This window comes from Methylobacillus rhizosphaerae, from assembly GCF_900187985.1.
Taxonomy (GTDB): Bacteria; Pseudomonadota; Gammaproteobacteria; order Burkholderiales; family Methylophilaceae; genus Methylobacillus; species Methylobacillus rhizosphaerae.
In genome coordinates this window covers 103899-127158 of record NZ_FZOA01000001.1, presented here as the reverse complement: position 1 = coordinate 127158, position 23260 = coordinate 103899, and the positions used below count along the sequence as shown (strand labels likewise).

General features: G+C 53.3%; 19 protein-coding genes. 12 read left to right on the top strand and 7 right to left on the bottom strand.

Annotated features, from left to right (window positions below; all coding sequences use genetic code 11):
• Positions 1–3: 3 nt before the first annotated feature.
• The 4 genes from CHB59_RS00595 to CHB59_RS00580 all read left to right on the top strand — a co-directional run bounded on the left by CHB59_RS00595 (position 4) and on the right by CHB59_RS00580 (position 3972).
• Positions 4–1317, top strand: a complete 1314-nt coding sequence (locus tag CHB59_RS00595; protein ID WP_089374287.1) for a hemolysin family protein — start codon at positions 4–6, stop codon at positions 1315–1317.
• Positions 1307–2587, top strand: a complete 1281-nt coding sequence (locus tag CHB59_RS00590; RefSeq protein WP_089374286.1) for a UbiH/UbiF/VisC/COQ6 family ubiquinone biosynthesis hydroxylase — start codon at positions 1307–1309, stop codon at positions 2585–2587. The genes CHB59_RS00595 and CHB59_RS00590 overlap by 11 nt, the downstream gene beginning before the upstream one ends.
• Positions 2588–2718: 131 nt before the next feature.
• Complete coding sequence (locus tag CHB59_RS00585; RefSeq protein ID WP_089374285.1) at positions 2719–3375, top strand: pyridoxamine 5'-phosphate oxidase family protein; 657 nt, start codon at positions 2719–2721, stop codon at positions 3373–3375.
• A gap of 45 nt (positions 3376–3420) precedes the next feature.
• Positions 3421–3972, top strand: a complete 552-nt coding sequence (locus CHB59_RS00580) for an NADPH-dependent FMN reductase (RefSeq protein ID WP_089374284.1) — start codon at positions 3421–3423, stop codon at positions 3970–3972.
• Here the strand turns inward: CHB59_RS00580 and CHB59_RS00575 are convergent.
• Positions 3969–4895 (bottom strand): SdiA-regulated domain-containing protein, encoded by a 927-nt coding sequence (locus tag CHB59_RS00575; RefSeq protein WP_089374283.1) that lies wholly within the window; start codon positions 4893–4895, stop codon positions 3969–3971. The genes CHB59_RS00580 and CHB59_RS00575 overlap by 4 nt on opposite strands.
• Before the next feature lie 135 nt (positions 4896–5030).
• Here CHB59_RS00575 and CHB59_RS00570 point away from each other — a divergent pair, with 135 nt between their 5' ends.
• Positions 5031–5456, top strand: coding sequence for an HIT family protein (locus CHB59_RS00570; protein WP_089374593.1), 426 nt, complete (start codon positions 5031–5033; stop codon positions 5454–5456).
• 64 nt (positions 5457–5520) lie between these two features.
• Here CHB59_RS00570 and CHB59_RS00565 read toward each other — a convergent pair whose 3' ends face one another.
• The 5 genes from CHB59_RS00565 to CHB59_RS00545 form a co-directional block, all read right to left on the bottom strand.
• The gene (locus tag CHB59_RS00565; RefSeq protein ID WP_245834989.1) at positions 5521–6474 is read right to left on the bottom strand and encodes an energy transducer TonB; all 954 of its coding nucleotides are present in this window, start codon (positions 6472–6474) and stop codon (positions 5521–5523) included.
• A complete protein-coding gene (gene mpl, locus CHB59_RS00560) occupies positions 6471–7856 on the bottom strand; it encodes a UDP-N-acetylmuramate:L-alanyl-gamma-D-glutamyl-meso-diaminopimelate ligase (RefSeq protein ID WP_089374281.1) in 1386 nt (461 codons plus the stop codon). Before mpl ends, CHB59_RS00565 begins: the two co-directional genes overlap by 4 nt.
• A gap of 48 nt (positions 7857–7904) precedes the next feature.
• Complete coding sequence (gene metH, locus CHB59_RS00555; RefSeq protein ID WP_089374280.1) at positions 7905–11693, bottom strand: methionine synthase; 3789 nt, start codon at positions 11691–11693, stop codon at positions 7905–7907.
• Positions 11694–11769: 76 nt separating this feature from the next.
• Positions 11770–13260, bottom strand: coding sequence for a YifB family Mg chelatase-like AAA ATPase (locus CHB59_RS00550; RefSeq protein ID WP_089374279.1), 1491 nt, complete (start codon positions 13258–13260; stop codon positions 11770–11772).
• Positions 13261–13262: 2 nt separating this feature from the next.
• Positions 13263–13508, bottom strand: a complete 246-nt coding sequence (locus CHB59_RS00545; RefSeq protein ID WP_245834987.1) for an accessory factor UbiK family protein — start codon at positions 13506–13508, stop codon at positions 13263–13265.
• Between the two features lie 253 nt (positions 13509–13761).
• Between CHB59_RS00545 and CHB59_RS00540 the strand changes: the two genes are divergently transcribed.
• The 6 genes from CHB59_RS00540 (at position 13762) to fae (ending at position 19620) form a co-directional block, all read left to right on the top strand.
• Positions 13762–14562: a TorF family putative porin gene (locus CHB59_RS00540; protein WP_089374277.1), complete on the top strand. Its 801-nt coding sequence runs from the start codon at positions 13762–13764 to the stop codon at positions 14560–14562.
• A gap of 65 nt (positions 14563–14627) precedes the next feature.
• Complete coding sequence (gene glnK, locus CHB59_RS00535; RefSeq protein ID WP_089374592.1) at positions 14628–14966, top strand: P-II family nitrogen regulator; 339 nt, start codon at positions 14628–14630, stop codon at positions 14964–14966.
• 12 nt (positions 14967–14978) lie between these two features.
• Positions 14979–16352 carry an ammonium transporter gene (locus tag CHB59_RS00530; RefSeq protein WP_089374276.1) on the top strand — a complete coding sequence of 458 codons (1374 nt, stop codon included), beginning with the start codon at positions 14979–14981 and terminating at the stop codon, positions 16350–16352.
• Positions 16353–16718: 366 nt separating this feature from the next.
• A complete protein-coding gene (gene gshA / locus CHB59_RS00525; protein ID WP_089374591.1) occupies positions 16719–18002 on the top strand; it encodes a glutamate--cysteine ligase in 1284 nt (427 codons plus the stop codon).
• Positions 18003–18005: 3 nt separating this feature from the next.
• Positions 18006–18953, top strand: a complete 948-nt coding sequence (gene gshB / locus CHB59_RS00520) for a glutathione synthase (RefSeq protein ID WP_089374275.1) — start codon at positions 18006–18008, stop codon at positions 18951–18953.
• A 115-nt stretch (positions 18954–19068) separates the two neighbouring features.
• Positions 19069–19620, top strand: coding sequence for a formaldehyde-activating enzyme (fae, locus tag CHB59_RS00515; protein WP_089374274.1), 552 nt, complete (start codon positions 19069–19071; stop codon positions 19618–19620).
• 94 nt (positions 19621–19714) lie between these two features.
• Here the strand turns inward: fae and CHB59_RS00510 are convergent, their stop codons facing one another.
• Positions 19715–21784, bottom strand: coding sequence for a TonB-dependent siderophore receptor (locus CHB59_RS00510; RefSeq protein WP_245834985.1), 2070 nt, complete (start codon positions 21782–21784; stop codon positions 19715–19717).
• 286 nt (positions 21785–22070) lie between these two features.
• On the opposite strand from CHB59_RS00510, the gene CHB59_RS00505 reads away from it, so the two are divergent.
• Positions 22071–23258 carry a PepSY-associated TM helix domain-containing protein gene (locus CHB59_RS00505; protein WP_089374272.1) on the top strand — a complete coding sequence of 396 codons (1188 nt, stop codon included), beginning with the start codon at positions 22071–22073 and terminating at the stop codon, positions 23256–23258.
• Positions 23259–23260: the final 2 nt, after the last annotated feature.

Genomic DNA, 23260 nt, shown 5'->3' with positions numbered 1-23260 from the left:
ATCATGGAAAGCAATCTTTTACTTATCCTGCTCGCGTTTTTCCTGGTCCTGCTCAATGGCTTCTTCGTCGCTGCCGAGTTCGGCCTGGTCAAGCTCCGGCAGACCCGCGTCAAGGCCATTGCCAAGACCCACGGCTGGCGCGGGCATATCCTGGCCAAGGTACATTCCCAGCTGGATGCTTACCTTTCTGCCTGTCAGCTTGGGATCACACTGGCCTCGCTTGGCCTGGGCTGGGTAGGTGAACCTGCTTTCGCCCGCTTGCTGGAGCCGGTGCTGTACCAGCTCGGGGTGCGTTCTGATGAAGTAGTCCATGGCATTTCCTTTGTTGCTGCTTTCTTCACCATTTCCTATCTGCATATCGTACTGGGAGAACTGGCACCCAAATCCATCGCCATCCGCCAGGCAGAAAGAATCGGCCTTTGGACAGCAACACCCCTGTATGCGTTCTACTGGATCATGTATCCCGCAATCTGGCTGCTCAACTCCAGCTCCAACTGGCTGCTGCACAAAGCTGGCTTGAGTACTTCCCATGCCAGCGATGCGCAATATTCGGCGGACGAACTCAAACTGATCCTGCGCAGCAGCCGTGCTTCAGAGGAACTCACCAAGGATGAATGGAACATCCTCGCTCATACGCTGGATTTCAGCGATCTGGAAGTTGCCGACCTCATGCGGCCTTTTAATGAAGCCATTACACTCTCTGCTGACAACAGCTTTGAGGAAAACCTGGAGATCATCTCCCAGCACCGATACAGCCGTTATCCCTTTGTCGAACAGGATGGCAAAGTCAAGGGCGTCATTCACCTCAAGAGCCTGTTTCTGGCAAAATTTGAAGAGGATGAACTGCAGGATCTGGGACGCTTTGTGCACTCTGCCCCATTTGTTGCCCCTGACCTGCCGGCCATAGAATTGTTCCGCCGTTTCCGTGAAGGCAAAGCCAGCCATTTCGCCATCGTCGGCCGCAAGGGCCAGGAGCCCCAGGGTTTCATTACACTGGACAATATGCTGGGCGCCCTCGTCGGCGAGATTCGTGACGAATTCCGTCAGAGCCAGAACGACTGGACCAAACTCGACGACGACACCTTAATCGGCAAGGGCAGCCTGCCCATCTTCACGCTGGAGCGTGCTTTAGGCATCGAGATCGAGAACGATGACGAAGTCGATTCCGTTGGTGGCCTGGTGCTATCCAAGCTCGGCGATATTCCCAAGGAGGGCGACAGCATTCCTTTTGAGCAATTTGATATTGTCATCAAGAAAATGAACGGCCCACGCATCATCCTGGTCCGCATCCATCCGAAGCAGAAACATGATGAGTAGCACAGCAGACAGCCTCCATAAAATCGACCTGTTCATTGTCGGCGGTGGCATGATAGGTAGCGCGCTGGCAGCCAGGCTGGCGGCCAGCGGCATGCAGATCGCACTGCTGGAAAACAATCCACCAGCCCTTTTCGATGCCGCCAGTACTCCAGATTTACGCGTATCGGCCTTAAGTCCAGCTTCAATAAATTTTCTTGAGCAGGCCCAGGTATGGCCAACGATACAAGCCATGCGTACTGCACCGTTCAAGCGCATGCAAGTATGGGAGAACCGCCGGGATCAGGGCACTTTGTTTGATGCCACAGAGGTTGACGCACCCTGGCTTGGCCATATCGTCGAAAACCGACTGGTGCAGCTCGCCTGCCTGGAGACTCTTCAAGATTACGACAACATCACGCTGCTGTGTCCGGACGAGATCACCCAAATCACCTATCAGCCGGAAGGCAGCCGCATCCATTTGAAAAGCGGACAGGCTTTCGAAGCAAAACTCCTCATCGGTGCCGATGGCGCCAACTCGCAAGTACGCAAGGCTGCAGGGATTGCATCGGACAGTCAACAATATCCCATGCATGCGCTGGTTGCCACCGTCAGTATCCAAGGGGGTGAACGCGACATCACCTGGCAGCGCTTCACTCCTGACGGACCGCAATCGCTATTGCCCCTGCCCGGCGACTATGCATCGCTGGTCTGGTACCACCGCCCGAGCGAAGTGCGCCGACTATTGACGCTGGAAGACGACGCATTGCTGGATGCATTCCGCCAGCACTTCCCTGCCGCATTGCCCGACATCACGGGGTTGGTGCAACGCGGCAGCTTCCCGCTCGCACGCAGCCATGCACAGGCCTATGCGCGCCAGGGTGTCGCGCTGATCGGCGACGCCGCTCACACCATTCATCCCCTGGCAGGTCAGGGCGTCAATCTTGGCTTCCAGGATGCTGCCGTGCTGAGTAGGATTCTGCTGCAAACCTGGCAGGAAGGTGGCGATATTGCCGCGCTATCCCGCCTGCAAGGCTATGAGCGCGAACGCAAGCTCGCCAACCTCGTCATGCAGCGCGCCATGGACGCGTTCAGCTATGGTTTCAGCAACGATATCACCCCATTACGCGCCTTGCGTAATCTCGGGCTCAAGCTTGCCGACCACCATGGACCTGTCAAACGGGAAGTGATCCGCTATGCGCTGGGACTAGGCCAGCCCTCACTGCCGTTGCCCGCCCCTTTGCGCAATCTTGCTGCGCGTCTGGAAGTGTTTTCATCTAAACAACCCAGTTAATGAGAATCCTTCTCACCTTATACTAGAGGTCATTTATCTAGCAAGTCATGTTGACGTCCTGCATGCATTGTCTCTACCATGAAAATATACAGGTCGGTACATCCATGGACCTCAACTCAAGGAGAAGCAGGATGAGTAACCTCTACGGAGAACAACACAGGAAGTGGCAGGAACATTTTGATAGTGTCCCTATGGCAGAACGCGTACACGACCTGATCGTGCAGCCAACCATTCCGGAAGAACATGCTGGTTTCATTGGCAGCCGCGATTTCTTTTTTCTTTCCACCATTGACCATCGCGGCTTCCCGACATGCTCCTACAAGGGAGGACAAACGGGTTTTGTAAAAATCCTGGACGATACAACACTGGCATTTCCCAGCTTGGACGGTAACAGCATGTACCTATCCATGGGCAACCTCACGCTCAACCCCAAGGTGGGTATGTTGTTCATCGACTTTGAAACTCCGCACCGGGTACGGGTACATGGCACGGCCAGCATAGACCCGGCAGATCCATTACTGGCAGAATATCAGGAAGCTGAACTCGTTGTACGTGTGAAAATTGAGGAAGTGTTCATCAACTGCCCGCGTTATATCCATAAACATCAGCGCATACAAGATTCACAATATGTGCCACAGGCAGGATGTGTCACGCCTGAAGCACAATGGAAACGCCTGGATCTGGTACAGGATGTCCTGTCTGCGTCTGAGCTGGAAAAGGTATCGCACATGGGCGGCACGCTTACTTTTGAAGAGTATGCTGAGCTTGTTACGCAGGGAAATGGTTGAATTACTTTCTGACAACGCTTTCAATCTATCATTACAAGGACAGACATGATTAAGTTATTAGGAATTTCCGGCAGTTTACGTCAGCAATCCCTCAATACTGCCCTGTTGCATGCAATGCAGGAGCGCGCTACTTCCGGCGTACAGATTGAAGTTGCCACCTTGCATGGCATTCCACTTTATGACGGTGATCTGGAAGCGGCATCCGGCATCCCGGATGCCGTGAGCACCTTGAAACAGAAAATCATCGCCAGCCATGGCGTCATCCTGGCTTCTCCCGAATATAACGGCAGTGTTCCCGGCGTATTGAAGAACGCCATTGATTGGTTATCACGTCCACCTGCCGATATTGCCCAGGTATTCAATGATCGGGCATTTACTGTCATCGGTGCCACGCCATCCGGCTTCGGGACCATTCTGGCACAAGATGCCTGGCTGACAGTGCTACGCCAACTTGGTACCCGCTACTGGACAGGCGGCAAGCTTCTGCTCTCACGCGCTCACGATGCGTTTGACGATAAAGGCAAACTCATCAATGACCGCAGCAAGGAAGACGTTCAGAAATTTATTCAGGGCTTTGCCCAGTTTGCCGAGCATTAAACCTTGAACTCCCCGACTGATGTCGGGTTGCCGGGCCTGAATACATAGAACAGGTTAGGCTCGCTGATCACATAAATACGTTTATCCGGACCAATTGCCAACCCCTCGGCCTGCGGTACGCTGCGCGTCAACCCCTGGAATCCGCGCCAAAGTGCAAGGGTATCCAACAGTTTGCCTTGCTGATCATACTGCGCAACCATCCTCGAGTCATCACTCAGCAGGAGTATGTGCCCACTATCAGCATCATAGGTAATGGCCGACAGGTCTCTCAACCCACAGGATACAGTTTCCTGCAATTTCTCAATCTGGATATTCATCGGTTGCCCTGGAACGGCATCCGCAAACCCGCGCACGGCAATCACCCGCTTGGGAGAACGTTCTTTTGCCACCAGCAACCGGCCCTGCTCTTTATCCCAGTCTATACCCTCAAAACCCTTATTATCGTGGGCATACATGGCCAGCGTCAGTGATGGCTCACTTGTCACATCAATACTCTCTACACCAGGATTGATCTCTGTAAGCACCAGGCTATGCCGATCTTCGTTAAGCAGTACAAAGCGGTTGCCGCCAATATGGGCAATCCCTTCCATATCGCTGATACCCGTCACGTGGATCTTGCGCAGCACCTTGCCTTCCAGGGAAAGTTCGATTACCCATGGTTTTGCGTTGGAAACTGTAAACAGGGTGTGCGTTTCATGGTTATAACTCAGGTCAGACAAGTCCTGCCCGACTCCAGGAATGGCAATGGCTTCGCGTTCGGCAACATAATCCGCCAGTCGCATGGAGGTTTCCTGTTTGTCCTGATTCGAGCTCCACACATGCCAGACAATCGCTTCCAGCCTATAGGCATAGGTAAGCGCCAACAAGGCCATCATACATATCAATAGCAAACTCCAGCGTTTGCCCGGCATAAATCGACGCATAACCTGATCCAAGAGTAGTGAAACGAGAGCCTATGACGGACTCACGCATGCTGCACAAAGTTCCACACTTACTTTCCGACGATGATGCATTTATCATGTCACTGCAACCACCCTTACATGACAGCCAGAAAAACCATGACATCCAACACAAACTGTGAACTCTGTACCACACCAGGCGGGGAAACGCTTTGGCAAGACAATCTGTGCAGAGTCGTATATGTCGATGATCCGGATTATCCGGGATTCTGTCGTGTCATCCTGAACCGCCACATCAAGGAAATGAGCGATCTCCAGCCTGCTGAACGTGGATACCTGATGCAGGTTGTATTTGCCGTCGAAGAGGCTGTGCGCGACATCATGCATCCCGACAAGATCAACCTGGCCAGCCTGGGGAACATGACGCCTCATATACATTGGCACATTATTCCCCGCTTCAGACAGGACCGCCACTTTCCCAATCCGATCTGGGGGGAGAGCAAGCGCGAGAGCCTGTTACAGATCTCGGGTATCTCTCACGCCCAACCATTGAAACAAGCCATTTCCGCCCGCCTAGACCAGTAATTTCCTGGTCAGACAATATGTGTTTTATTACATCACCAAGCTATCGCCATCCATGGCATGGATTTTATTGCGTAGCAAGACTATCTTCTTTGGTGAATGTCCAGGTGCGGGTAATGCCGATGATGTCGTATTCCTTGCGGATATCCTCAGGAAAAGCTGCATAAGGCGCTGCCAGTTCTACAATACGTTTCGCCGCCTCATCAAGCACCTTGTGCCCTGAACTACGCGTGATCTGGATTTTCTCGATCGAACCATCGGCTTTGATATCCACCGACAGCTGCAGCTTGCCATAGAGTTTCTGCTCTTTGGCTGCTTCCGGATAGTTGAGATTACCAATCTTCTCCACTTTCTGGCGCCAGGCCTCCACATAGGTAGCAAACCGATATTCTTCGGTACGTCCTCCCAATTCCTTACGTCTTGGCCGCTTCTGGTATTCATCCTGCTGCTTCGCAATCTGCGCCTCAAGGCGCGCAATATCCATACTGCTCGCCACCAGGTCCCGGGCGTTGAGATTTTTCGGCACATCCTGCTGCTGCCCTTGATTCGGCGTAGCCGCAGTCGCACTCTGGGATGGTGCCGATTCCAGTTTCTTCTGCGCCTGGATTTGCGTCATAAGCTCCTGTGCCTGCTTTTCCAGCTCAGCCACTTTATCCTGTTGCGCAGGCTGTTCCTGCTTCTGTTGCTCCGGTCGTGAAGCAGCCGATGCTTCCGCAGCAGGCTTGGAACTGACCTCGGTCTTTTTCTTGGTAGGCGGGGGCAATGCAGTTTTCATCTGCCGTTCCTGATCGGTATTGCCACCCCGATCAAGATTAGCCTGTGCTAGAGCATCTGCCTTGATTGGCTTGGATTCGGTCTTTGCATTGACCAGCACAACTTCCAGTGGTGAGAGATGATCTTTGAAGGTCTTGAGATCTGTGACTTCAAAATTAACCGACAGAATCAGGATGAAGTGAAACACCGCTGAGACCAGCAAGGCCCAGCCCAGCAACTTCATGCTTTTGAGTCTTCCTAGGCTCACTCAGCCAATTCCTGCAACAAATCTTGATGAATGCCGCCAAAACCACCATTGCTCATGACCAAGATATGGTCACCAGGCTGTGCTTCTGCCACGATGCTTGCAACCAGTTCAGGCAACGAATCGGATACCGTGGCCTTGTGCTGGATGGAGTGCAATGCCACAGCCGCATCCCACCCCAGGTTTGCACCATAACAATATACATGATCCGCATCTATCAGGCTGGCTGGCAGGGCATTCTTCATGACGCCCAGTTTCATGGTATTCGACCGTGGTTCGAGCACGGCTAGAATCCGCGCTTGACCCACTTTGGCCCGCAGGCCTGCTACTGTTGTGGCAATGGCTGTTGGGTGATGGGCAAAATCGTCATAGACCGTGATGCCGTTCACAGTCCCGCGCACTTCCATGCGTCGCTTGACATTCCTGAAGCGGGATAACGCCTCTATACCGATCTCGATCGCCACACCCGCATGACGTGCGGCTGCCAGCGCCGCCAGGGCATTCATCCGGTTATGCTCCCCAAGAAGCTGCCATTGCACGCGCCCCTTGGTTTCACCCTTGAAGCGCACACTGAAACTACCTTCAGCATCGACTTCCTGCGCCTGCCAATCCGTACCGAAATATTCTACGGGTGCCCAGCAACCCCGGTGGATGACACGCGCAAGGCTATCTTCCCTGCCGTTCGCTACGACCAGCCCATTGCTTGGCACCGTACGCACCAGATGGTGGAATTGCGTTTCAATCGCTGCAAGATCCGCAAAGATATCCGCATGATCGAACTCAAGGTTGTTGAGGATAGCTGTGCGCGGACGGTAATGCACAAACTTGGAACGCTTGTCGAAGAATGCCGTGTCATATTCATCCGCCTCGATCACGAAGAAAGGGGAAATACTTTTGTCATCCTGGGCGGGTACGCCCGGCAGGCGCGCAGACACACCAAAATTCTCCGGCACACCGCCGATCAGGAAACCCGGGGCCAACCCTGCATACTCCAGAATCCAGGCCAACATGGAAGTAGTCGTGGTCTTGCCATGCGTACCAGCTACCGCCAGCACCCACTTGGCATTTTCCCCACTCTGGGCATAAAGAATATTTTCTGCCAACCATTGCGGGCCGGAAATATAAGGCAGGCCGCGGTTGAGGATTTCCTCCATCAAGGGATTACCGCGTGCCACTACGTTACCAATCACGTAGATATCCGGATTGAGTGCAACCTGCTCCGGACCAAACCCTTCAATCAGCTCTATGCCCTGTGCCTCCAGCTGGGTGCTCATGGGAGGATAGACATTGGCATCACAGCCGGTCACGCGATGTCCAGCCGCTTTGGCCAATACCGCAATACCGCCCATGAAGGTGCCGCAAATACCAAGAATATGAATATGCATAGTGCTCAATGAGTGTTCAAGTCAGGTCAATTGTAGCAAACCACAATCTCAGGACAGATTGGAAGCCAGCCAACGCTCAAGATATTCACGTGGCAAGCCGCGACGATTGGCCATATCCAGCAGCTGATCCTCCCCAATCTTGTCCACGCTGAAATACCGTGACTCAGAATGGGCAAAATAAAAGCCTGATACTGCCGCCGCTGGCATCATCGCAAACGCATCGGTCAACTGTATGCCGACTTCCTCGCATTGCATCAGGTTGAACATGTCCGGCTTGACAGTATGATCCGGGCAGGCGGGATAACCAGGCGCAGGGCGGATACCGCGATATTTTTCCTTGATGAGTGCTTCGTTGCTCAAGTCTTCATCCGGCACATAGCCCCACAAATCCTTGCGCACGCGCTCGTGCAAGTATTCAGCAAATGCCTCAGCCAAGCGGTCTGCCAGTGATTTCAGCAGAATACTGTTGTAATCGTCCTGTTCCGCCTCGTAGCGTTGCAGGTGTTTCTCAATATCCAGGCCGCCAGTGACGGCAAATATACCGATGTAATCCGCAATGCCGCTTTCCTTGGGTGCGATGAAATCCGCCAGGCACTGGTTGGGGCGCTGCTCGCCATTCACCACAGGCTTTTGCGTCTGCTGGCGCATGCCATAGTAAGTGAACGCTACCTCGGTACGGCTTTCGTCGGTGTAAATCTCGATATCGTCGTCATTGACGCTGTTGGCAGGCAGGAGCGCAATCACGCCGCTGGCGGTCAACCAGCGGCCATCAATGATCTTCTTGAGCATTTCCTGGCCCTCAGCGAACAGCTTGGTTGCAGCTTCGCCGACAATCTCGTCCTTCAGGATGGCAGGATAGAAACCGGCCAGGTCCCAGGTCTGGAAGAACGGCCCCCAGTCGATATATCGCGCAATAGTCGCCAGATCGATATTCTTGAATACGCGCCTGCCGATAAACTTTGGTCTGACCGGCGCATATTCGCCAGTGAAGCTGAGCTTGGCCTTATTCGCCCTGGCATCTGCCAGAGTCAGCATTGGCACCCCTTTTTTGTTGGCATGCTGAGTACGTACACGCTCATAATCTGCATTAATCTCCGCAACGTAACTTTCGCGTTGCTCCGGGGTCAGCAATGACTGCATTACCGCGACCGAGCGCGAGGCGTCCGGCACATAAATCACCGGGCCGTCATAATGTGGCGCGATCTTGACCGCAGTATGCGCGCGCGAAGTGGTGGCGCCGCCGATCAGCAACGGCATCTTGATACCATGGAAATAAGGGTCGCGCTGCATTTCACGCGCTACGTAAGCCATTTCCTCCAATGACGGCGTAATCAGACCTGACAGGCCGATGATGTCCGCCCCGGTGGCCTTGGCCTGCTCCAGGATTTCCGCGCAGGGCACCATCACACCCATGTTCACCACTTCGAAGTTGTTGCACTGCAACACCACGGACACAATATTCTTGCCAATGTCGTGCACGTCACCCTTCACCGTGGCAATCACCATCTTGCCCTTGGGCTTGGCAACAATGCCTGTACGCGCTTCCTCGGCACGCTTTTCTTCTTCAATGAACGGGATCAGGTGCGCCACCGCCTGCTTCATAACCCGTGCTGATTTCACCACCTGCGGCAAAAACATCTTGCCTTGGCCGAACAGGGTGCCCACCACGTTCATGCCATCCATGAGCGGCCCCTCGATCACCTGGATAGGCCGCCCGCCATTACCCATGATCATCTGCCGCGCTTCCTCAGTGTCAGCGACGATGAATTCGGTAATGCCGTGCACCATGGCATATTCCATGCGTTTTTCCACGGTGACCGGATTTTCCGGCGTGCCGCGCCACTCCAAGGTGGCTTCCTGTTTCTTGCCGCCTGCGGCCAGGGTGGCGGCTAACTCGATCATGCGCTCGGTGGCATCCTCGCGCCGGTTCAGCACTACATCCTCGACGTGCTCGCGCAACTCGGGGGCCAGATCGTCATAGACGCCTATCATGCCGGCGTTGACGATGCCCATGGTCATGCCAGCCTTGATTGCGTGATACAGAAAAACGGTGTGGATGGCCTCGCGCGCCACCTCGTTGCCGCGGAAACTGAAACTGACATTGGACACACCACCAGAAATCCGCGCATACGGCAGGTTTTCCTTGATCCAGCGCGTGGCGTTGATGAAGTCCACCGCGTAGTTGTTGTGCTCTTCGATACCGGTGGCAATGGCGAAGATATTCGGGTCGAAAATGATATCTTCCGGCGGGAAATCCAGCTTTTCCACCAGCAAGTCATAGGCACGTTTGCATATCTCGATCTTGCGCTCGAAAGTATCGGCCTGGCCAACCTCGTCAAACGCCATCACGATCACGGCGGCACCATAACGGCGGCATAAATTGGCTTGGCGCAGGAACTCCGTTTCGCCTTCCTTCATGGAAATGGAGTTGACGATGGATTTGCCCTGCACACACTTCAGGCCCGCCTCAATCACGGACCACTTGGAAGAGTCGATCATGATGGGCACGCGCGCGATATCCGGCTCGGATGCCACCAGATTGAGGAAATGCGTCATGGCATGGATAGCATCCAGCATGCCTTCATCCATGTTGATGTCGATCACCTGGGCGCCATTCTCGACTTGCTGTCGCGCGACAATCAGCGCTTCCTCATATTTCTCATTGAGGATCAGGCGCGCGAACGCCTTGGAACCGGTGACGTTGGTGCGCTCGCCAACGTTGACGTACAACGAGTTTTCATCGATCGTGAACGGTTCCAGCCCAGACAGGCGGGTCGCCACGGGAACCTCCGGCACACGGCGCGGTGGAATATCCTTGATGGCTTCAGCAATCGCGGCGATATGCGGCGGCGTGGTGCCGCAGCAACCACCCGCCACATTCACGAAACCACTCTCGGCAAAATCCTTGAGCAAGGCGGAGGTATCTTCCGGCGTTTCATCAAAACCGGTTTCCGACATGGGATTGGGCAAGCCGGCATTGGGATAGATACAGACAAAGGTATCGGCGATCTTACTCAGCTCTTCCGCATAGGGACGCATTAACGCCGCGCCCAATGCGCAATTGAGGCCTACTGTCAGTGGCCGCGCATGGCGAATCGAATTCCAGAACGCAGGCACTGTCTGGCCTGAAAGAATGCGCCCGGAAGCATCTGTGACCGTACCAGAGATCATGATCGGCAGGCGCTTGCCGGTTTCCTCGAAATACTGGTCGATTGCAAACAGGGCCGCCTTGCAGTTAAGCGTGTCGAAAATGGTTTCGACCAACAGGATGTCGACTCCACCATCCACCAGACCGCGTGTTTGCTCGTGGTAGGACGCCACCAGTTGGTCAAAAGTGATATTGCGCGCAGCCGGGTCATTGACATCCGGCGAAATCGAGGCAGTCTTGGGTGTTGGCCCCAACGCACCTGTCACGAAGCGCGGTTTGTCTGGCGTGGAATACTTGTCGCAGGCAGCGCGTGCCAGCTTGGCTGCTTCCACGTTCATTTCATAGGCCAGGTGCCCCATGAAATAGTCCTCTTGTGCCACGCTGGTCGCGCCAAAGGTATTGGTCTCAATGAAGTCAGCGCCCGCCGCCAGGTATTGCTCATGTATTTCCCGGATGATATGTGGCTGGGTCAGGGTCAGCAGTTCATTATTGCCTTTGACGAACAACTCACGCGCACCTGCCGGAGCCGAAAAATCAGCAAAGCGGCCATCCGGTCCACCGCGATAATCTTCTTCCGTCAACTTGTACTGCTGGATCATGGTGCCCATGGCGCCGTCCAGGATCAATATGCGACTGGCCATCAGTTCGCGCAGCAAGGTTTCGGTAGGGGAAATATCGTGTGGTTTCATGACAGACCTTAAACACCTGCGAACAGCAGGCAATGGAAGTATTCAGGACGTCATTATAAAGCAGCTGGGCAGTCTGCTACAGACCCAACCGGCGATATTGCACTGCTTCGGCAATATGTGCACTACCAACCCGGTCTGTTGCTGCCAGGTCTGCAATGGTGCGAGCAACCTTCAGTATCCGCTGGTAAGAGCGCGCTGAAAGATCAAGTCGACTGATGGCTTGCTTCAGCAATGCCTTGCCCGCCTCATCCGGCTGACATAACGCATCAACCTGATCACTGCTCAGTGCGTGATTATGCATCTGCTGACGTTGTTGCTGGATATCACGCGCCTTTGTCACCCGCATGCGTATGGTTTCACTGGCTTCGCCACTGGCTGCCGTCATCAGTTCATCCTCTGTCAATGCAGGCACCTCGACATGTAGATCTATCCGATCAAGCAATGGCCCCGAGAGACGCCCACGATAACGTGCAATCTGGTCGGGGGTACAGCGGCACTTACCATTGAAATGGCCAAAATATCCGCAAGGACAAGGATTCATCGCTGCAATCAATTGAAACTGCGCCGGGTAATCGGCCTGCCTTGCTGCGCGTGAAATGGTCACATGCCCGCTCTCCAAAGGTTCCCGCAAGACTTCCAGCACTTTGCGGTCAAACTCCGGTAGCTCATCGAGGAACAGGACACCATGATGTGCCAGTGAAATTTCTCCCGGACGAGGCATGCTTCCGCCACCTACCAGCGCTACACTGGATGCAGTATGATGCGGCGCCCGATAGGGACGTTTTCCCCATTCGCTGGCTTCAAATGTCTTGCTCAACGACTGGATGGCAGCCGCTTCCAATGCTTCTGCCTCACTCATTGCCGGCAGCAAGCCCGCAAACCGTGAAGCCAGCATGGACTTGCCTGTCCCGGGCGGCCCGGACAACAGCACACTGTGCCCACCGGCTGCCGCCACCTCCAGCGCGCGCTTGGCCTGCAGCTGCCCCTTGACCTCGGCAAAATCTGCATACGCAGTATACGCACGCTCAACAGTATTAACCTGGGGCAACAAGCGCTCACGACCTGCCAGGTGTGCACAAACCTGCAGCAGGCTATCTGCAGGAAACACTGTCGCACCACGCACCAATGCCGCTTCAACCGCACTCTTATGGGGCAGGATAAATGCACGCCCACTATCCCGTACCTGATGCGTCATGGCCAATGCACCGCGAATCGGGCGCAACTCGCCTGTCAGGGCAAGTTCACCAGCCACTTCATACTGATCCAGCTCCTGCGCTGGAATCTGGCCTGAAGCTGCCAGTATCCCCAGTGCGATCGGCAAGTCGTAACGACCACTCTCCTTGGGCAGGTCCGCAGGTGCCAGGTTGACCGTGATACGGCGCGCCGGAAATTCAAACTGTGCCGTTTGCAATGCGGCGCGCACCCTGTCTTTGCTTTCCTTGACCTCCGCCTCCGGCAGCCCCACTATCGTAAAGCTGGGCAACCCATTGGCCAGATGCACCTCCACAACGACCTCAGGCGCATCCATGCCTGCAAGAGCGCGACTATGCAATACTGCAAGTGCCATCGCTACTCGCTTTTTTCCAAACTTGCCTCCAGTACTGCCACCTGCGCTTCCAGTTCAACCAGGCGCTCGCGAGTCTTGCGCAGGATTTCTGCCTGCACATCAAACTCCTCTCGCGAAACAAGCTCCAGTTTGGTGAACGCGCCCTGCAACAGTGCATGCAAATTCCCGTCCATTTCACCAGTGGGCAGAGAAGAATACATCTCTTTGATTTTATTTGATAATTCATCAATCAATTGAGTGCTCATCATTTAACCTCTCTTCAAAACAATGGCAGTTTATCAGGTTTCCCCACGCAAAAATCCTGATTAAACATAGTTAACTCAGTGACTTATACCAACAATCCATAGAAAAACTTGTTTTACAGGCCCAATCCAGAAACAAATATTACATAACCCATTGTTTTATATTGATGTTGCATTGATGGCACAGGTGTTGCTTATTACCCAGTGAAGCATCTCTGTTGCTGTTTTTTATTTTTACATATTGAAAGGGTACAACATCATGCGTCACTCTCTGCTACTTGCATCCATCCTTGGCACATTCGCAGTACCCGCCGCTGTCATGGCTGAAGAAGAGACCTCTACCGCTGACTCAACTTCTCCGCATACTGTCACTTACAATATCGGACTGACCAGCAACTATATTTTCCGCGGCACCAGTCAATCCGGCGATCGTCCTGCTGTGCAAGGAGGTGTGGATTATTCACACGCCAGCGGTTTCTACATTGGCACATGGGCGTCCAGCATCAGCTGGCTGGCTGATACCGGCGCATCAGGTGCAGGTGGTGACCGTGCCTATAACAGTTCCAGCATGGAATGGGATATCTACGGTGGGTTCACTTCCGAAATTGGCGAAACCGGCATTACTTATGATGTGGGTGTTAACCAATATATTTACCCAGGCCGCCGTAACTCTGTCAGTGGCAGCTACAATGCAGATACTACCGAAATCTACGGCGGTCTTTCCTATAAATGGGTATCTGCCAAGTATTCCTGGTCTCCAAGCAAGTCTGCCTTCGGTTTTGAAGGTCGCGGTGCCAGCTATGTTGACCTGACACTGGAAGTTCCATTCGGCGAGAGTGGCTATAGCGCTATCGCGCACGTGGGTCGTCAGGAGTTTGGCAACGGCCCTAACGAGTTTGACTACACCGACTGGAAACTTGGCCTGAGCAAAGCCTGGGATAACGGTATCGTAGTAGGTGGTTACTACACCGATACCGATGCTGATCGCGGCGCATTTACTTATGGCCCAGTGTTCTCCGGCAAGGAAAACTGGACTTTCTTCGTTCAAAAGACTTTCTAATTCAATCATCATTATGAGGCAAGGCTTACCGTCTTGCCTTGATGTTTCATCAAGAGGAGACAATCATGAAACTTGTATCCGCGATCATCAAGCCATTCAAGCTTGACGAAGTCCGCGAAGCACTTTCCTCCATTGGAGTGCAGGGCATTACCGTCACAGAAGTCAAAGGCTTTGGTCGCCAGAAGGGCCATACTGAGCTCTATCGTGGCGCCGAGTACGTCGTTGACTTTCTTCCCAAGGTCAAACTGGAAGTAGCCATTACGGATGAATTACTTGACCAGGTCATAGAAGTTATCGAAAAATCTGCGACTACTGGCAAAATCGGTGATGGCAAGATTTTTGTCTTCGAACTAGAGCAGGTCTATCGTATCCGCACCGGTGAAACCGGGGCCGATGCGCTTTAAGGGGGTGATGCTATGAAAAAGATTCTTTCCATGATTGCACTAGTTGGCGCACTCGGCTTTGCCGGTTTCGCGCTGGCTGAAGAAAATGCTGTAGAAGCCGTAATTGATGCAGCGCCTGTGGCTGCAGAAGTCGCAGCTGATGCAGCACAAGCCGTCCCTACATTAAGTGCAGGTGATACCGCATGGATGGTTGTCGCGACTGTGCTGGTGCTGGCCATGATCATTCCTGGCGTAGCCCTGTTCTACGGCGGCCTGGTGCGTACCAAGAATATGGTATCCGTCCTGACCCAGGTCTTTGTATCCACGGCACTCATGTCTGTCATCTGGGTGGTGTACGGTTACAGCCTGGCCTTTACTGACGGCGGCAGCCTGAATGCCTATATTGGCGGATTCAGCAAGGCATTCCTCGCGGGTATCACACCAGATTCCCTGCTTGATGGCGGCACGATTCCCGAGTATGTATTCGTAACATTCCAGCTGACCTTTGCAGCTATTACGCCTGCACTGATCGTAGGTGGTTTCGCGGAGCGCATGAAATTTCCGGCAGTATTGGCTTTCCTGGCTCTCTGGGTAACTTTCGTCTATATCCCGATTGCGCACATGGTATGGGGTGGTGGCTTCCTGGGTGAACTGGGTGCTGCTGACTTTGCAGGTGGTACCGTCGTTCACATGAATGCAGGTATTGCCGCACTGGTAGGTGCCATCGTGGTTGGCAAGCGCCTGGGTTATGGCCGTGAAGCCATGCCTCCACACAGCATCACACTGACCATGGTCGGGGCTTGCATGCTGTGGGTAGGCTGGTTTGGCTTCAACGTCGGCAGCGAATTGGCAGCAGATGGTATTGCCGGCCTGGCAATGATCAATACACAAGTCGCCACAGGTGCCGCAGTACTGGGCTGGATCTTTGCGGAATGGCTGTTCAAGGGTAAGCCTTCCCTGTTGGGTGCCGTATCCGGCGCGGTCGCAGGCCTGGTTGCCATTACTCCGGCATGTGGCTTCCTTGGCCCTATGGGTTCCATCGTGCTCGGTTTTGTAGCCAGCATCATTGCTTTCTGGGCAGTCACCAGCCTTAAGGCCAAGCTTGGTTACGATGACTCCCTGGACGTTTTTGGCATACACGGCGTAGCTGGCTTGATCGGTGCAATCGGTACCGGCATCCTGATGAGTGCTGATTTCGGAGGTGTTGGTTACGAAGAAGGCACTACCATGGCCAGCCAGTTATATGCACAAGCTGTCGCCATCGGCGTCACCATTGTCTGGGGTGGCATCGGCAGCTACATCCTGTTCAAGATCGTAGACCTGTTCATCGGCCTGCGTGCCAGCGAAGAAGCTGAACGTGAAGGTCTGGACACTGCGGAACATGGCGAACGAGCCTACCACTATTAACACTGACCAGCGTTAAGTAAACAACGGGCACTTTACGTGCCCGTTTTTTTGCCTCCCACTCCCCCATAACAATACGGCCTTGCGCACTCAATCAGGGCAAGATTGCACCACTTCATCACAATATTGGCAGTACTTCTTCCCAAAACCCCAGCAACAGCCCTCATCCCCACCTGGCACGCCTATTGCTTACCATACAAGCAAGCGTAATGTGAACTTTACGTCGCAAGACTGGAACATCTTACTGCCTAGTTTTATGCATTATCTCCTCCTCCTTGGGGCGCTTATGGCGCCCCTTTTTTTCACCTTCACGCATGCTTTAGGCTAAAATCAGCGGCTACTCTTTATGGCTTAACAGGTGCCTTCATGATGGTTCCCCACCTTACCACGGCTCTTACCGGCCCATTGCTTACACTGGAAAAGCGCATGCTGGAAAGCATGCCGCGTATAGAACACTGGTTTCGCAGCCAATGGCAGGAATACGGTGCTCCTTTCTATGCATCCGTGGATCTGCGTAATGCCGGTTTCAAGCTGGCACCTGTGGATACCAATTTATTTCCTGGCGGATTCAATAATCTCAACCCGGACTTCCTGCCCTTGTGCATCCAGGCAACGATGGTCGCTGTAGAAAAAATCTGCCCTGATGCCCGCCGGCTATTATTGATTCCCGAGAATCACACCCGCAATACTTTCTACCTGCGCAATATTTACGCACTCACCCACATCCTGCGCCAGGCAGGCCTGGAGGTACGCATAGGCAGTATCTCGCCAGAAATTACCGAGCCCACATTCCTGGAAACCCATGATGGGCATTCCATCCTGCTGGAACCGGTGCAGCGCAAGGGCAACCGTCTGGTGCTGGATAACTTTGACAGTTGTGCCATTCTGCTCAATAACGATCTCTCAGGTGGCATTCCCGACATATTGCAGAATCTGGAACAGGCATTAATCCCGCCTTTACACGCGGGCTGGGCCACGCGCCGGAAATCACATCATTTCAGTGCCTATAATCGCGTGGTAGAAGAATTCTCGCAGATCCTGGATATTGATCCCTGGCTACTCAATCCATATTTCGATACCTGCGACCAGCTGGATTTTCATGCCCGTGTTGGTGAGGACCAACTGGCGGAAAAAGTAGATGCCTTACTGGAAAAAATCCGCATCAAATATGCCGAATATGGCGTGACCCAGGAACCATTTGTCATTATCAAGGCCGATGCCGGCACTTATGGCATGGGCATCATGACCGTCAAGCATGCAGATGACGTGCGTGACCTCAATCGCAAACAACGCAATAAAATGTCTGTGGTAAAAGAAGGCCTGAAAGTCAGCGAGGTCATCCTGCAGGAGGGCGTCTATACATTTGAAATGTTGCACGACGGTGTGGCAGAGCCTGTGGTCTATATGATGGACCACTTCGTGGTCGGCGGTTTCTATCGTGTGCATACCTCGCGCGGCATTGATGAAAACCTCAATGCGCCAGGCATGCACTTTGAACCCCTGGCGTTTGAAACGCCATGTTCCACCCCTGATTGCGCAGGCGCGCCAGACGCGCCCCCCAACCGCTTCTATGCCTATGGCGTTGTCGCGCGGCTGGCATTGCTTGCCGCCACAATCGAGTTACAGGAAACCGATCCTGACTATCAGGAATAACCCATGCGCATTGTCTTCATCATTGACCCTCTGGACAGCCTCAAGCCCTATAAGGACACCAGCCTTGCCATCATGCGCGAGGCAGCAGCCCGAGGAGACGAGTTGTTTGTGGCAGGCCAGCACGACCTGTTCCTGCGCCATCATGAAGCCAGGCTGAAAGTGCAATCCTTCCAATTCAGCAATGGCAACACATCGTGGTACACGCTGGGCGATGCATTCGAGGCGGCGCCTCATGCTTTCGACGCCATTCTGATGCGCAAGGACCCGCCTTTCGATAACGAGTACCTGTACAGCACTTACCTGCTGGAACAAGCTGCCAGGCAAGGTGCGCGCATTTACAATAACCCGGCTGCCATCCGCGACTGGAACGAAAAACTGGCAGTACTCAATTTTCCCCAGTTTGCACCCACTTTCCTGGTCAGTAGTGAGCAATCACTGATACGCGCTTTCCTGGCCGAACACCGGGATATTGTAGTCAAACCCCTGGACGGCATGGGCGGCAGTGGCGTATTCCGCCTCAGGCATGATGACCCGAATCTAGGCGTCATCCTGGAAACCGTCACCAGCCATGGCCAACAGACCATCATGGCACAACGCTATCTTCCTGCCATTGTGCATGGTGACAAACGCATCATCATCATTGATGGAGAGCCCCTGCCTTATGCCCTGGCCCGAATTCCACAACATGGGGAAACACGCGGCAACCTGGCTGCAGGTGGCAAGGGTGTGGCACAGCCACTCACAGCGCGTGATGTTGAGATTGCAAGCATCGTGGGGCCTGTCCTCAAGCAAAAAGGGTTGTTTCTGGTGGGCCTGGATGTCATTGGCGACTACCTCACGGAGATCAATGTCACCAGCCCGACCGGCATGGTGGAAATAGCTGCACAAACTGATTGCAGTCCAGCTTCCATCCTGGTGTCGAAACTGCATCACAGCATCTCCCACTCCTAGCACTGTCACAAACTCTTGCTCCTGCATATCCATGCATGCTTAAGGTTTGACCGGGCCAGGCTGCTTGGGTAGACTCAGGGGTTGTTCGTTTACCATATGTTCAAAGGATATTTTGATGTCAAAAATCATTTTCAAGGCTGGTGAAGCCACGATTTTCAGTGAAGGCAAGGATGTAACCGCTGCCATGCCGGAGATTCTGATCGGTGCTGTTGATGGCCCGGTTGGCCAGGCATTTGCCAACATGATGGCACAGAGCAAGGGGCACTCCGCCATGTTCGCCGTGCGTGACATCAACCAATTGGTACGTCCAGCGACCATGATGGTGCCAAAGGTAACCCTGAAAGACTCCATCAACATCGAACTGTTCGGTGGCGTAGTACAGGCTGCGACTGCTGATGCGATTCTGGACTGTGTCATTGAGGGCATCATCCCCAAGGATCAGGTCAATGACCTGGCCATCATCTCCCTGGTCTGGATCGATCCAGGCTGTGGCCCGCTGGCCAAGGAAGGCAAGCTGGACAAGGCTGACATGTACAAGAACAACTATGAAGCCACCAAGCTGGCGATCAAACGCGCGCTGAACGATGAGCCATCCATTGACGAGCTCATCGCCAACCGTCACAAGATCAAGCACTGCATGTGGGAAGAAAGCTGGGGCGACATCTAAACTAGCCCATAGATCTAGAAATAAAAAGCCCGCATCAGCGGGCTTTTTATTTCACTGATTACACAATGTCAGATTCATAGAGAGCAGCAGATGCTTACCAATAGTATGTGGCACTCGCAATGACCTGCCTTCTTGGACCCAACCAGCAATCGCCGCGGGAAATACAAGTGGAGACATACTCTTTATCGAACAGATTGCTGGCATTGAGGGTATAACGCCACGATCCATGATCCAGTCCCAGCATTGCATCAACCAATGTCACATCAGGGGCCTTGATCTGCTCGTAAGTATCCTGCGAACTGCCAATATAACGCACCCCAAGCCCAGCGCGGAACCCTTGCACATCCCCCAGGGAAAACTGCTGCACTGCCCATGCAGAAGCCAGATGCTTGGGAATGGTTTCAACCTGGTTACCGCTTTCGGCTGGATTATTGGTCTTGCTGTAACGCGCATCCAGATAGCTATAACTTGCGATCAGGTTCAGATGGCTGGTCAGAGAGCTGGTCGCTTCCAATTCAACACCTCTTGAATGAACCTCTCCCCTTTGTATTGAATAATTGGGGTTAACCGGATCCGGCGTTTGCCGATTCTGATCCCGGATATCGAATACCGCGACAGTAAAGCGTGTGCGTGAACCAGGTGGTTCATATTTCACGCCTAACTCCCATTGCTTGCCACGTTGTGGTTTGAACATACCACCCAGCCTGTCTGTTCCGGCAACAGGCAAAAAGGATTCTGCATAACTGATATAAGGCGCCCAGCCATTCTCTGCCACATAGGTCAGACCATAGCGCTCAGTAGTTGCATAATCCCGCTGGGTCTCCATGCCCTGAACCTCGTTCTTGGCCTCATCACGGCGTACGCCTGCTGTCAGCACCCATTGTTTATAGCGCACCTGATCCTGCAGGTATATGCCAGTTTGCAGGAGGCGCGAGAATGATGAAGACCACATCACACCAGAAGTATCTACGGGAGCATAGACTGGATCATAAACATCAATCGGGTTATTGGTGCCATCATCGTATCCCGCTATCTTGGCCTGGCGGAAACGTCCATAATCCAGCCCTAGCAAAAGCGTATGTGAGAAATCTCCAGTCTTGAAACTTGCTTCCAGATGGTTATCAAGATTCACGGTCTTGGAATTCGTCTTTGACACATCCACATAACGGTTCAACACCCGCTGGTTGATATCAATATAAGGGTTGGCACTGAAACTGTCAGGATAGAGGCTGCGATAATCATTCGTGCTGCTGGTGTAACGAGCGTTCTGCCTGAGTTTCAGGTGATCATTGAATGCATGCTCCAGCGACCATCCCAGATGAATCGATTCCGAGACATAGCGGTCGAAGCCAGGATCACCAAGATAAGTATCAAAGGGGATCTTACCGTTCGGATTAGGCCTCAGCACACCCGACCAAGGCAGGAATTGTGGCGTAGGGCGGCCATCATTGCGCTGGTATTGGGCTAACAGGGTGACACTGGTGCGTTCACTCGGTTTCCAGGTTAGCGAGGGCGCAATCAGGGTACGTTCATCACCCGCATATTTGACCTGGCTTTCACTGTCACGCCCCAGCAGTACCAAACGATAGAATAAATTATCGGTATCTGCGACCGGCCCGGTGAAATCAGCCTGTAATTGCTTGCGCTGGTAGTTGCCCAGAAGAATGCTCATCTCGCGTTTGGTTTCCGTTTGTGGGCGCTTGGATACCAGGTTGACCACACCTCCGACACCGCCCGCACCATACAGCATGGAAGAAGGTCCCCGCAACACTTCGATACGCTCCATGGCATAGGGGTCTGGGCGTATGGTCTCGGAATAAAAAGTGTTGATCTGACGCAAGCCATTCAGGTACTGCGTGGCATCCATGCCGCGGATAGCATAGGAGTCCGACCGCGAATCCAGCCCATACTGGTCAGAGACAACCCCGGCACTATAGCGCAAGACTTCCTGTATTGATTGCGCGCGCTGTTCTTCAATCTGGTCTGCCGTAATCACAGAAATGGATTGAGGAGTTTCCAGGATACTGCTGTCCGTTTTGGTCGCAGTCGCGCTTCGCTTTGCGGTATAGCCGCGAACCACACTTGTAGGTGTTTCTTTTTCCAGTTGGCTGTTGACCTGGACTTCGTCCAATATCTCTTCCGCCGCATGGGCCTGAAGAGCCATCAAACATAACAACCAACCATATAAACGAGAATTCAAGAAATTCATGGTATTCCTATGTTGACTCAATAACCCCGGACAAATGCCGACCTGCCCCAGGCTATAAAGGGAGTTAACTGGTTGCATACCTGATAGTCAGGTAGGATGATGCCAGCGCAGCCAAGTAGAGTTTCGATCAAAATATCACGCGCAAAACTATTACACCCGAATATTTCAAATGCAAATCATTCTCCTTATTATATAAAATATCACTTACTTTCTCTACCCTCACAATATTATTTGATTTCCAATGCGCAAATACCTGGTTCTCACCCATCGCTGGTTTGGCCTGTTGATGGCTACTTTCCTCTTCATCGCCGGACTGACTGGTGCCGTCATTTCGTGGGATCATGAGCTGGATGAATGGTTGAACCCGCAACTATTCCATGCAGCCGGCACTGGCAATACCCAAACACCATTGGCGCTTGCCAACCAGCTGGAGCAGCAATATCCGCAGCTGATGGTGACTTATCTACCATTGCATATTGAATCAGGACACACCCTGAATGCCGGCGTCGCCGCCAGACTGGATGAAAAATCTGGCAAGGCATATGAGCTGGATTTCAACCAGGTGGCACTGAACCCGGTGAGTGGCGAGATACAGGGCCAGCGCGAATGGGGGGCTGTGTCTCTCAGCCGTGAGAACCTGCTACCCTTTCTTTACAAGCTGCACTACAGCATGCATATTCCCGACGCCTGGGGCCTGGAGCTGGGTGTGTTATTCATGGGTATCATTGCCATGATCTGGGTTGTCGATAATTTCATTGCCCTCTGGCTTTCCTTTCCCAATCGCAAATCATGGAAAAAGTCTTTTATATTCCGCTGGCAGCAGGGAGGGTACAAACTGAACTTCGACCTGCATCGTTCCGGGGGCGTGTGGGTCTGGTTACTGCTATTGCTCCTGGCAGTGACATCCGTATCCATGAATCTCAATTTCCAGGTAATGCGTCCCATCGTGGAAACTTTTTCCACCCTGACACCCAGTCCGTTTGCTTCACGCATACCACAACCTGAGGACCAGCCATTAATCCCTGGCATCAGCCGTGAACAGGTGCTAGACATTGCTCGCGTCGAGGCAACAAAGCATGGCTGGCATGCTCAGGCAGGCGCTGTATTCTATTCACCTTCCTTCGGATTATATGGGGTCGGTTTCTTTGAACCCGGCAATGATCATGGCGACGGAGGCCTGGGCAATCCCTGGCTGTATTTTGACGGTCAAGATGGCAGATCTGTGGGCACATCCATTCCTGGTACAGGCAGTGCTGGTGATATCTTCATGCAAGCCCAGTTCCCGCTACATTCAGGCCGCATCCTGGGGATCCCTGGACGTATCCTGATCTCACTCATGGGCGCAGTAGTCGCCATGCTCAGCCTGACAGGCATCATCATCTGGCTACGCAAGCGTCAAGCGCGCCTGGCGCCAGCCAGAACAAGCTGACT